Annotated in this window: 12 protein-coding genes; 9 read left to right on the forward strand and 3 right to left on the reverse strand. The window is 69.3% G+C overall.

The window, feature by feature from the left end:
- Positions 1-172: 172 nt before the first annotated feature.
- The 5 genes from I6A60_RS24470 (at position 173) to I6A60_RS24490 (ending at position 4487) form a co-directional block, all read left to right on the forward strand.
- The gene (locus tag I6A60_RS24470; protein ID WP_203020932.1) at positions 173-1288 is read left to right on the forward strand and encodes an acyl-CoA dehydrogenase family protein; all 1116 of its coding nucleotides are present in this window, start codon (positions 173-175) and stop codon (positions 1286-1288) included.
- 2 nt (positions 1289-1290) lie between these two features.
- Positions 1291-1938: a TetR/AcrR family transcriptional regulator gene (locus I6A60_RS24475; RefSeq protein ID WP_203020934.1), complete on the forward strand. Its 648-nt coding sequence runs from the start codon at positions 1291-1293 to the stop codon at positions 1936-1938.
- Between the two features lie 51 nt (positions 1939-1989).
- The gene (locus I6A60_RS24480; protein WP_203020936.1) at positions 1990-3171 is read left to right on the forward strand and encodes an aromatic ring-hydroxylating dioxygenase subunit alpha; all 1182 of its coding nucleotides are present in this window, start codon (positions 1990-1992) and stop codon (positions 3169-3171) included.
- Positions 3168-3539 carry a hypothetical protein gene (locus I6A60_RS24485; protein WP_203020938.1) on the forward strand — a complete coding sequence of 124 codons (372 nt, stop codon included), beginning with the start codon at positions 3168-3170 and terminating at the stop codon, positions 3537-3539. The genes I6A60_RS24480 and I6A60_RS24485 overlap by 4 nt, the downstream gene beginning before the upstream one ends.
- Before the next feature lie 252 nt (positions 3540-3791).
- The gene (locus I6A60_RS24490) at positions 3792-4487 is read left to right on the forward strand and encodes a MaoC/PaaZ C-terminal domain-containing protein (protein ID WP_307873844.1); all 696 of its coding nucleotides are present in this window, start codon (positions 3792-3794) and stop codon (positions 4485-4487) included.
- Positions 4488-4572: 85 nt separating this feature from the next.
- On the opposite strand, the gene I6A60_RS24495 is transcribed toward I6A60_RS24490, so the two are convergent.
- Positions 4573-4968, reverse strand: a complete 396-nt coding sequence (locus tag I6A60_RS24495; protein WP_307873845.1) for a response regulator transcription factor — start codon at positions 4966-4968, stop codon at positions 4573-4575.
- A gap of 34 nt (positions 4969-5002) precedes the next feature.
- On the opposite strand from I6A60_RS24495, the gene I6A60_RS24500 reads away from it, so the two are divergent.
- The 4 genes from I6A60_RS24500 to I6A60_RS24515 all read left to right on the forward strand — a co-directional run bounded on the left by I6A60_RS24500 (position 5003) and on the right by I6A60_RS24515 (position 10398).
- On the forward strand, positions 5003-5884 hold the full coding sequence (locus I6A60_RS24500) for a hypothetical protein (RefSeq protein WP_203020944.1): 882 nt from the start codon (positions 5003-5005) through the stop codon (positions 5882-5884).
- A gap of 183 nt (positions 5885-6067) precedes the next feature.
- Positions 6068-8221 carry an MMPL family transporter gene (locus I6A60_RS24505; RefSeq protein ID WP_203020946.1) on the forward strand — a complete coding sequence of 718 codons (2154 nt, stop codon included), beginning with the start codon at positions 6068-6070 and terminating at the stop codon, positions 8219-8221.
- A gap of 3 nt (positions 8222-8224) precedes the next feature.
- Positions 8225-8968, forward strand: coding sequence for a response regulator transcription factor (locus tag I6A60_RS24510; RefSeq protein ID WP_203020948.1), 744 nt, complete (start codon positions 8225-8227; stop codon positions 8966-8968).
- Positions 8965-10398, forward strand: a complete 1434-nt coding sequence (locus tag I6A60_RS24515) for a cell wall metabolism sensor histidine kinase WalK (RefSeq protein WP_203020950.1) — start codon at positions 8965-8967, stop codon at positions 10396-10398. Before I6A60_RS24510 ends, I6A60_RS24515 begins: the two co-directional genes overlap by 4 nt.
- A gap of 25 nt (positions 10399-10423) precedes the next feature.
- Here I6A60_RS24515 and I6A60_RS24520 read toward each other — a convergent pair whose 3' ends face one another.
- Both I6A60_RS24520 and I6A60_RS24525 read right to left on the reverse strand, forming a co-directional pair.
- Positions 10424-10609, reverse strand: coding sequence for an SDR family oxidoreductase (locus tag I6A60_RS24520; RefSeq protein WP_203020956.1), 186 nt, complete (start codon positions 10607-10609; stop codon positions 10424-10426).
- A gap of 41 nt (positions 10610-10650) precedes the next feature.
- A complete protein-coding gene (locus I6A60_RS24525) occupies positions 10651-11667 on the reverse strand; it encodes a tetratricopeptide repeat protein (RefSeq protein WP_203055701.1) in 1017 nt (338 codons plus the stop codon).
- Between the last annotated feature and the right edge of the window lie 20 nt (positions 11668-11687).

Here is an 11687-nt window from a genome sequence, read left to right on the forward strand (position 1 = left end):
CGCCCCGGGGGGGGGGCGCGGGGGGGGCCCCCCCCCCCCCCCCCCCCGCCCCGCCCCCCCCGGGGCGGCGTTCCAGCCAACGACCAAGAGACTTCTTGATAAGCGCGAAGACTTAAGCTAGCTTCACATCGCGGCGGACAGCGACCAGCCCTCTGACACGGGAGACATCGGCGTGGACTTCGCGTTCAGTACCGAGCAGGAGGAGCTGCGGGCCGTGGTCCGCGGCTTCCTCGCGGACCGATCTCCGGAGCCGGACGTCCGCCGCCTCATGGAGACGTCGGATGGCTTCGACCCGGCGGTCTGGAAGGAGATGGGCGAGGACCTCGGAATACTGGGCCTCGCGATCCCCGAGGAGTACGGCGGAGCCGGTTGCGGCATCGCGGAGGTCGGGGTCGTACTGGAGGAGGCCGGCAGAGCACTCCTGTGCGCGCCGTACTTCTCCAGCGTCCTGCTCGCCTCGTACGCCCTCCTGCACAGCGGCGACGAGGCGGCCAAGGCGGATTATCTGCCGGGCCTCGCGTCGGGGCAGCTCCGAGGAACGCTGGCGCTCACCGAGGACGACGGCCGGTGGGATGAAGGCGGCATCGCGCTGCGTGCCAACCGCTCGGCGGCCGGCTGGACGCTCGACGGCCACAAGAGCTTCGTGATCGACGGCGGTAGCGCCGATGTCCTCGTGGTTGCCGCGCGGACTTCCGGCGGCGTGAGTCTGTTCGTGGTCGACGGCGCGGCGCCAGGTCTCGCCGCGACGGCGATGGCGACCATGGATCTCACCCGGAAACAGGCGCGGCTGAAGTTCTCCGGTGTCCGCGCCCGGCTGCTCGGCGCCGAGAACGGCGGTTGGGCGGTCCTGTCCCGGGTACTCGATCTTGCCGCGGTCGGACTGGCGGCCGAACAGGTCGGGGGAGCGGCACGGGTCATGGAGATGGCCGTCGAATACGTCAAGGTCCGGCACCAGTTCGGCCGGGCCATCGGCTCGTTCCAGGCCGTCAAGCACACCTGCGCGAACATGCTCGTCGACGTCGAGTGCGCCAGGTCGGCGGCGTACTACGGACTCTGGACCGCCGCCGCGGACAGCGGCGAGCAGCAGGTGGCGGCAAGTCTCGCCAAGGCCTACTGCTCCGAGGCCTACGTACGCTGCGCCGGGGTGAACATCCAGCTGCATGGCGGGATCGGATTCACCTGGGAACATCCCGCGCACCTCTATCTCCGGCGCGCCAAGAGCTCGCAGCTGCTGTTCGGAGACTCGGCGTTTCACCGCGACCTGTTGGCCCAACGGGTCGGGATCTGATCATGGCAGGTCTCAGGGAGCGCAAACGCACCGAGACCCGGCAGCGCATCTCCGCCGGCGCGACGCGGCTGTTCGAGCAAAACGGCTTCGAGAACGTGAAGCTGGTCGAGATCGCGGCCGCGGCCGACGTGTCCGTCAATACCGTCCTGAACTACTTCAGGGCCAAGGAGGACATGTTCTTCGACGCCGAGCCGGCCAGCTGTGACGAACTGGTGACGGCCCTCTCGGTGCGTGGTCCTGCTTCGTCCGCCACGGCGCTTCGACCGCTCCTCGTCGACAGTCCGATACTGGCGGGTTCGTTACCCTGGGCGTCGGTTGAGGACAGCTGGTGGAACGCGCTGCGCGAACGGGCCGTCTGTGAACGGCAGTCGCCGGCGCTGACCGCGCGGCGGGCGTCGATTCTGTTGTCCTGGATGGTGCCGCTGGCCGAGGTGACTGGCTCCGCGGCGGGCGCGGCGATGGTGACCGGCATACTGGCCCTCCGACAGACCGTCATTCAGGACGGACTGATCGGCGGGCAGGGACCGAGCACGGTGGGACCTCGGGTCCGGACCATCATGAGCAACGCACTGGACGCGCTTGAGCGGGCTTTCCCGGCGGAGCAGCTGAGTCCGGTGACGCCGGTTCCCCTCCAGGAAGCTCGGCAATGACAAGGCGACGAGAGGCCCGCGATGTTATCTGCCGCTGAATCTTTCCAGGCTGTGTCGAACGAGGAACTGGCGTTCCTCGGGACCGGACCGGTGCCGACGGCTCCGTACTACGATCGTGAGTACCACGAACTGGAGCGGGAGGCCGTCTTCAGACGCAGTTGGCTGCATGTCGGGCGGGTGAGCGAGCTCACGGGAACCGACCCGTTCCTCGTCCGCCGGATCGGCGTCGCCCGAGCATCCGTGCTGATAACCCGATCGTCGGACGGTGTACTGCGCGCGTTCCACAACGTGTGCCCGCACCGCGGCAACGAGCTGGTCGCCGAGGACGCCGGCGAGGCCCGATCGTTCAGCTGCCGGTACCACATGTGGAACTTCGGCACCGACGGCGCGCTGCGGGCCGTACCTGACGAGAAGCGTTTCTACGATCTCGACTGGTCTGCCTGTGGGCTGCGACCGATCGCCGTCGACACCTGCGCCGGCTTCCTGTTCGTCCATCTCGACGCCGCGCCGGCGCAGTCGCTCCGGGAGTCGCTTGGCCCGTTCGGCGACGACCTCGAACGGATCGGCTTCGGCCGGTTCACCGACTTCGAGCAGTACTCCTGCGACGTGGCGGCCAACTGGAAGACGGCCGCCCACAACTTCCAGGAGAACTACCACGTGCGCTGGGTGCATCGGCCGTCGTCGGGCGGCCGGGCGACCTCCCGTGAGAACCCCTTCGGCTACAACTCGAGTTTCCGTTTTCACGGCCGCCACGGCGGCGGGACGCACTGGATCCCGGCCGCGGCGGCGCTCTCCGACGTCCGGGCCACGGCGATGCGGGCGGCGCCGACGGCCGACGACGCGCCGTGCCGCGGCAACTTCGACTTCTTTCACCTGTTCCCGAACCTCTACATCGAGCCGTTGGGCGGCTTCAACACGTTCACCATGCAGTTCTGGCCCCTCGACACCGAGCGCACCCGGCTGGTGGTCCGGGTCTACCGGGCCGGCGACGACACCTCGGCCTCGGCTCGGTTCAGCCGCGAGTACACCGCGTCGTCTCTCATGGACGTGCATGTCGAGGACGTGGAGGTCATCGAGGCAAATCAGCGAGGACTGCGCTCGGGCGCGCTCGAACACATCTATTTCGGGGCGCAGGAAGCGGTGTGCCGTCAACTCCATGAGAACGTGGCCGAGATGGTCCGGACCTACCTGACGGGGCGTTCCACCGTGCCGGCCCGTACCGACATCCGATGAGCCAGGGCCAGCTCCCGCCCGGGTTCGAGGCGTTGGAGCCTTTCGCCGCCCTCTGGGCGGCTGGTACCCGCGGGCAGCGGGTGGGCCTGCGAGTGCGGAGCCGTCCACCGGAACTTGAGGCGTTCTACAGCGCGGTCAGGGAGCTGCTCGCACCGGCCTTGAGCTATCTCGACGCGCGGCCGCTCGCCGATCTCAATGAAGCCGACGCGCGGCTGCTCGACCTCGTGCTGGCCGTCCCACAGGTGGCGTTGGCCGTCGAGCAGCAACGCGACGCGGAGGCGGCGCATGCTCGGGTACAGGCACGGTTCGTCGTCGACCGCACCAGCGCCGACTTCGGCCAGTCCGCGTCGCCGAGCGCCACCTGCTGAGCGGCGGCGAGGCGCCGGACCGGGCGGCATTCGGTGGCGTCCCCATCAGGTCGCGGCCACGTTGTGACGTGGGCCGACCGTCGCGTGGGATGGAGTGACGCTGCTGTGACTGACGCCGATGCTCTCGTAGAGGATGCGATAGGCCCGTTTCCGGGGTGTCTGAGCGCCGATCTGATCCGTCGGTACGCCAAAGCCACCGGTGATCGGTCGGAGCGAACGCGGGCCGGCCTGGCGGTGCCCGCGGTCGCGATCGTGACCCAGATCTGGGCTGCGCAGGAGGCTGGCCGCTCGGCGCTGGTCAGCCAGGACCTGCTGGCGGCCGCTTCGGGCGGGGTGCACGGCGAACACGATGTCGTGCTGCACCGACCGCTGGTTCCCGGCGAGCCGCTGCGGACCTGGGTGCACCGCTTCGCGACTCGGCCGGCCGGCCGGAACGCTCTGGTGACCTTGCGCTATTCGACGTTGGACGAGCGCGACGAGGTCGTCGCCGACCAGCTGTGGACGACCGTCTACCTGAACGTCAGCTGCGCGCAGGCCGGGGCGCCCCTGCCCGACCATGCCTTTCCCGCCGACGCACGCCGGCGCCTGGTGGGGGAGTACACGACGACAGTCGATGCCGAGATGCCGCGCCGCTACGCGGAGGTGTCGGGAGACTGGTCGGACCACCATTTCGACATTGGGGCCGCCCGCCGCAGCGGATTCGACCAGCCGTTCCTGCACGGCCTGTGCACGATGGCGTTGGGCGCGCAGGTCGTCGTCGACGCGGTGGCCGGGGGCGACCCGGATCAGGTCCGGCGAGTCGCGGTGCGGTTCGCCTCGCCGGCGTTCGTCGGCGAGGAGCTGCGGATCGGTGTCTTCGAGGCTGGTGGGCGTGGCTATGCCTTCGAGGCGGTCTGCGCCGGACGCCCGGTCCTCACGCACGGCCGGGTCGAGCTGCGCGGAAGTTAGGCACGCCCATCAGCCCAGCTCCGTCGATGGGCAAGCGGTCTGGTGCCGCAGGACGAAGATCGCGGCTTGGACGCGGTCCTGCAGATCAACAAGGCATGTAAAGGTCGAGCAGCACCACGGCCGGCCTGGTGGCCGCGGCGACGCTGACCGCCTGCCGACCGTCCCCGGCCTCGCCGACGACCTCGATATCCGGTTCCTGGCCGAGCAGGTAGCGCAGCCCATCGCGGACGATGCGGTGGTCGTCGGCGATCACGACGCGGATCGTCACGACACCTGCACCGATGACCACCGTGCCGCCGAGTTCGGTGACTCGGTCCCGGGGGCAGGCCGGATCACCTGAATCAATCTGAAATGGACTCGAAAAGTCCGTCTGCGCCTCGCGCGTCGGCGGCGTTTCGCGCTTACTATTCGGTCCGCCGGGCGTCCGGCACGGACCGCGGAGTTCGTATTTTCCGTTACTAACGTACTCAACTCCGGGCACGAATGGTCCGTCCGAACCGTGCCCTGGAGGCAGGATGGAAAAGGTCGCGAGAGTCGACCAGTATGGCGCAGCCGGCGCCAGGTATGCGGTAAAGAAGCTTCCTGAGATCACTCTGGCCTTCTGGGTCATGAAGGTTGCGGCCACGACGCTAGGCGAGACCGCGGGCGACCTGTTCGCGCAGACCCTTCGTCTCGGATACTTTCTGACGACAGGGGTCCTGTTTCTCGTATTCCTGGTCACCCTCGCCGTCCAGTTGAAGTCAAGGGCTTACAACCCGTTCTTCTACTGGACCGTCATCCTGTCCACCAGCACGGCGGGTACCACCATCTCCGACTTCATGAATCGCGACGCCAGTGAAAAGTACCTGGCCAGGGGAACCAGCTCACTGGGCTGGGGGCCGCAGGGGCTCGGCCTGGGCTACCCCGTCGGCGCGGCGATCCTGACCTCCCTTCTGATCGTCATCTTCGTCACGTGGAAGCGCACTGGACTGACCTTCGTGATCCGCGACATCGACTCGCTGCGCGGCGAGAGCCTCTTCTGGTCGGCCATCCTCGTGTCGAACACCCTCGGAACCTCCATGGGTGACTTCCTGTCAGACAGCTCCGGGCTCGGCTACGCGGGAAGCGCACTGCTCATACTGGCGCTCCTCGGGCTGCTGCTGGCCCTCAAACCCGTTCCGGTACTACCGAACGTGCTGCTGTTCTGGATCGCCTTCGTACTCACCCGCCCGCTCGGCGCGACGGTCGGCGACTTCCTGACGAAACCAACCTCAAAGGGAGGCCTCGCCCTCGGCACCCTCGGGTCCTCGACAGCCCTGCTCGCGCTTCTGCTCGGCCTCGTGAGCGTCGCCCACACCCAGGAGAAGCGGCGGGTCGAGACCACCGCGGCCGGTGTGGCGCCGATCCACGCGTCCTAGGCCCGGACTCCGGGCACGGTCAAGCTCGCCGCCCGGACTGCCTCACGCGACGACCTGCTCCGCGACCTGTGACCAGCGGAACCCGGCGAAGCCCGCTGTAAGCGTCCGGAAAGGTGCCGATCCCTAGCGTCCGGCGCGATGTCAATCGCGTCGCGCGGTGCGCGGGCTGTCGGGAGGACCTTGATGGATGTGCTCGGTCGATGGGTGATCAGGCATCGATTGATCGTCGGGGTGGTGTGGCTGGCGATCACGGTGCTCGGTCTCCTGGCGGCTCCGTCGGTGTCGGGGCGGCTGAAGAGCGGTAGCCACGTGCACAGCTCGGCCTACACCGCGAACGTCGCGATCGCGAAGCGGTATGGCGGGGCGACGTCCAACCCCGGGGTGCTGGTGCTGAACCTGCCGACCGGGCAGAAGGTTGGTTCGCCGGCGGCGACGGCCGAGCTGCGGGCGGTCGACGCGCGGATCGCGACGGCGGCCCCGGCGGTCCGTCTGGTCTCCTACGCGTCGACCGGAAGCCAGACCCTGGTCGGCGATGGCGGCACGAGCACGATCGTGCTGGCCTATCCGCCGCAGCAGGGCGACGACGTCAGCCCGGAAATGATCGACACCCTGACTGCGGCCGCAAAGAGCGCGGCTCCGGCACTGACCGTGCACGGAACAAGCCTGATCGCGTTGGCCGCCGGCAACACTACGTCGGGCAACTCGAGCGTTCTCACCGAGCTGCTGATCGGGGCGTTGGGCGCCCTGGTCGTGCTGGCCTGGGTCTTCGGGTCGTTCCTGGCGCTCCTCCCGCTGCTGATGGCGCTGATCTCGGTGCTGACGATGCAGCTGCTGATCTACGGTCTGACCTACGTCGTGCCGGCGTCCTCACCGTTGAGCCCGTCCGTGCAGTACATCGTCGCTTTGCTGGGCCTGGGCCTGTCGATCGACTACGCGTTGCTCATCGTCACGCGTTGGCGTGAGGAACGCGCCGCCGGTGCGTCGAACGACGACGCGGTCCGGACGGCACTCAGCCGGGCTGGGCACTCGGTGTGGTTCAGCGGGCTGATCGCCTCGCTCGGCCTGTTCGCCCTGATCGTCGTGCCGAACTCGGTGGTCCGCGGGATCGGTATCTCGGGCCTGTTCATCCCGTCGACCGCGACGCTGGTCGCCCTGACGCTGCTGCCGGTGACGCTCTCGAAGCTCGGTGCCCGGATGGACTGGCCGCGCCGGAAGTCCTCCGGCGCCACCAGCCGTTTCTGGACCTGGTGGGCGGAACGTGTCATCCGCCACCGGATCGCGGCAGCCGTCGTCGGCCTGGGAATTCTGTGCGGGCTTGCCGGGGTCGCCGCGACCATCAACATCTCCCAGCCGACCAGCGGCGCGCTCGCCAGCGCGGGCCCCTACTCCGACGGGCTACGGGCACTGCGGACGGACGGCTTCCCCAGCGGCACCCTCACCGCGGCGCCGATCTACGTTCCACGGGCCGCGGACGCCGCCGGGATCGTCACCGCGCTCGACACGGTCTCCAGCCTGCGAGGCGCGGTCGTCCCGACGGGAGCGGCCTGGCACGTGGACGGTAGTGCGCTCGTCATCGCCCTGCCGGCGCACGAGATCGGCACCTCGACCGGGGGCACGTCGCTGGCCGACATCCGGCACACCGTTCCCGGCACCGCGCTGGTCGGAGGTGAGGCCGCGGTGGGCATCGACGAGGCCCATTCGACCTATGGCGCGTTCCCGCTGCTGTTCGTGCTCGTGGCTCTGGTGACGTTCCTGATCCTCGCGCGTGGCCTCCGGTCGATCCTGCTGCCGCTGAAGGCCGTTGTTCTGAACGTCCTCTCGGTCGCCGCGTCCTACGGGATCCTGGTGCTGGTGTTCCAGCACGGCTGGGGAATGCAGGCGCTGTGGGGAACCCGTTCCTACGGGGCGATCGACCCGTTCGCCCCAGTACTGATCTTCGGATTCCTGTTCGGCGTCTCGATGGACTACGAGGTGTTCATCCTGACCCGGGTGCGCGAGGGCTATCACCGGTCCGGATCGACCCGGCTTGGCATCATCGAGGGGATCTCACGGACCGGGCGGCTGGTCACCAGCGCGGCGCTCGTCCTCTTCTTCGCCCTGGCGTCGCTGTCCACGGCCAACGACATCACCGTGCGCCAGATCGCCGCGGGCCTCGCCGCCGGCGTCCTGCTGGATGCCGTCGTGGTCCGGATGCTGCTGCTCCCGGCCCTGGTCTCGCTGTTCGGCGCCTGGAACTGGTGGATGCCCGCCAGGATCGCGAGCCTGCTGCGCCTGCCGGCCCAGACCACCGAGGCCGACGCCCGGGAGCGGATCGCGCTCCCGGTGGGAGATGCTTGACCAATGCGGGTCCTGGTCGTCGAGGACGAGCCGGCTATGGCCGATTCCCTGGCCTGGGGACTACGCGCTGAGGGATATGTCGTGGACATCGCCTACAACGGGCCCGACGGCCTGTGGAAGGCGAAGGAAACCGACCACGACGTCATCATCCTCGATGTGATGCTGCCCGGTCTGGACGGTTACCAGGTATGCCGGAAACTGCGCGAGCAGGGACGGTGGACCCCGATCCTGATGCTCACCGCGATGGACGAGGACCTCGACCACGCCGAGGGTCTGGACAGCGGCGCCGACGACTACCTGGCCAAACCGTTCTCGTATGCCGTGTTGCTCGCGCACCTGCGGGCGCTGACCCGTCGCGGTCTCGGGGCGCGGCCGGCGGTGCTCACCGCCGCCGGCCTCACCCTCGACCCGGCCAGCCGCGTCGTCAGCCACGGCGGCCTGGTCCTGGACCTGACCAGCCGCGAGGTCTCCGTCCTCGAACACCTGATGCGCCGCCAGGGACAGGTGGTCTCCAAGACCGAACTACTCGACCACTGCTGGGACCCGGCCTACGACGGCGGCCCGGCTGCGGTCGAGGTCCACATGCACCGGCTACGGCGCAAGATCGAACCCGTCGCCGGCAACCCGGTCATCCGCACCCTGCGCGGCGAGGGCTACCTCATCCCGGCCGACGTCTCAGGGCCGGACAACCCGGCGGACGAGCGGTCCGGCAGCCCGGCGGACGAGTTCCCGGACGACGACGGATGAGCGCCGGTCCGCTTCCGCGGCGGTGGTGGGTGTGGCCTCGGCCCGGAGGGGTCACCCTGCGGGCCCGGGTCACGGCCACCGCGGCCGTCGCCATCACAGCGGCCGTGGTGGTCGGAGTCCTGTTCATGTACCTGCTGCAGATGCACTCCATCCGCCGCACGATCGACGGAGAGCTGCGTACCTACGCCGCCCAGATCGTGCAGTCGGCGCCGACCGGAGCGTGGCCCCGCCCGCTGCCGTCCTCGACCCTGGACGCCAACGCCGAGGCACAGGTCCTCGCGCCGGACGGCACCGTACTGGCCGCGAGCAAGGCCCTCGCCGGCCTGCCCGCCGTTTACGCGCTCCCGGCCGGCTCGGACGTCCCGGTACGCCAGAAGGCCGCCGATGGCGTCATCCCCGGCGAGATCCGGGTCATCGCCCTGCGGACCACCGTCGCCGGACACCCGGTGGTCATTCTCACCGGCACGTCGACCGACCTGCTCCGCCAGGTCGACAGCGAGTTCCTGCGGCACCTGGCGCTGGGCCTGCCGATCATCCTCTTTCTCGCCGCTGTCGCCGTCTGGCTGGTCGTGGGCCGGGCACTGCGGCCGGTCGAGAAGATCCGCCACGCGGTCACCGACATCACCTCCGTCGACCTCTCTCGGCGGGTTCCCGACCCGGGCACGTCGGACGAGATCGGGAACCTGGCCCGCACCATGAACGACATGCTCGACCGGCTGGATGACGCCGCCTCCAGACAGCGGCGGTTCGTCGCCGACGCCTCCCACGAACTGCGCAGCCCGCTCGCCGCGATCCGCACGACCCTGGAAGTCGGTCTCGCTCATCCCGAGCAGGCACCCTGGCCTGTCATCGCGGCGCGTGCCGCACAGCAGTCGTCGCGGCTCGAAGAACTCATCCACCAGCTGCTCGTGCTGGCGAAGGCCGACGACCGTCAGCTCTCCGGCGCCCGGAAGCGAGTCGAGCTGGAACCGCTTCTGCGCGAGCTCACCGCGGGCGCAAGCGCCCCAGGGGTCCACGTCGACCTCCAGATCGCCCCCTGCGTCGTCACCGTCGGCAACCCCGACCAGCTCGGGCGGCTGTTCCGCAATGTCATCGACAACGCGGTGCGGTACGCGCGGGCCGCGGTTCGGGTCACAGCCACCGCCGCTGACGAGGTCCAGATCGTGATCGACGACGACGGACCGGGCATTCCGTCGGCCGACCGAGAGCGGATCTTCGACCGGTTCGTCCGACTCGACCAGAGCCGCGAACGTGGCAGCGGCACCGCCGGTCTCGGACTGGCGATCGCCCGCGAGATCGCCCAGGCCCACCGAGGCAGAATCGGCGTCTCCGAGGGCCCGGACGGCGGCACCCGGGTGACCATCACGCTTCCGGCCGAAACCGACGGACCACCGGCCTCGGCAGCGGGTGGGTCCGCAGACGCCCGCTGAACGTGGCCGCGCGTCAGTTCGGCGCTCAGATCTGGTTGAGGCCGCCGTCGACGTCGAGTTCGGCGCCGGTACTGAAGCTGCTCGCCGGGGAGGCGAGGAACAGCACGGCGTCCGCGACCTCGTCCGGGCGGCCCATCCGGCCCAGCGGCACCTGACTGGCCAGGTAACCTTTCAGCTGTCCGGCCTGCTCCTCGTCGCTACCGCTCGGCACGCATCGATTGCGATCCGTGAGGCCGTGTTTGGCCGCTGTGCTCAGGATCTTTCTCGCTTCAGCAGGGCCGCTTCTTGTTCGGCTCTCAGCGCCTCCTCCCGCCGACCCAGCCCCGACAGATGGATGCCGAGGATGTCGATGGAGACGGCGAGGTTGGGTTCGAAGGCGGCCGGATTCGCCGCAGCCAGCCGCCGGTAGATCTCCACGGCCTGCTCGGTCGCGGCCAACGCCTCCTCCCACGGGCCGTCCAACCCCAACAGGTCGACGCCGAGGTTGTTCAGTGAGAAGGCGAGGTGGGGTTCGAAGGCGGCCGGATTCGCCGCAGCCAGCCGTCGACGGATCTCCACGGCCTGCTCGGTCGCGGCCAACCCCTCCTCCCGCCGACCCAGCACAGACAGATGGGCGCCGAGGTTGTCGAGGGAGCCGGCGAGGTCGGGTTCGAAGGCGGCCGGATTCGCCGCAGCCAGCCGCCGACGGATCTGCACAGCCTGCTCGGTCGCGGCCAATGCCTCCTCCTGCCGGCCCACCCCCGACAGTCGGCCGCCGAGATTGTTCAGTGAGAGGGCGAGGTCGGGTTCGAAGGCGGCCGGATTCGCCGCAGCCAGCCGTCGACGGATCTCCACGGCCTGCTCGGTCGCGGCCAACCCCTCCTCCTGCCGACCCAGCGCCGACAGCAAGACGCCGCGGTTGTTCAGTGAGAGGGCGAGGTTGGGTTCGAAGGCGGCCGGATTCGCCGCAGCCAGCCGTCGACGGATCTCCACGGCCTGCTCGGTCGCGGCCAACCCCTCCTCCTGCCGACCCAGCGCCGACAGCAAGACGCCGCGGTTGTTCAGTGAGAGGGCGAGGTTGGGTTCGAAGGCGGCCGGATTCGCCGCAGCCAGCCGTCGACGGATCTCCACGGCCTGCTCGGTCGCGGCCAACCCCTCCTCCCGCCGACCCAGCACAGACAGATGGGCGCCGAGGTTGTCGAGGGAGCCGGCGAGGTCGGGTTCGAAGGCGGCCGGATTCGCCGCAGCCAGCCGCCGACGGATCTGCACAGCCTGCTCGGTCGCGGCCAATGCCTCCTCCCGCCGGCCCA

This window comes from Frankia sp. AgB1.9 (assembly GCF_016786355.1).
GTDB lineage: Bacteria > Actinomycetota > Actinomycetes > Frankiales > Frankiaceae > Pseudofrankia.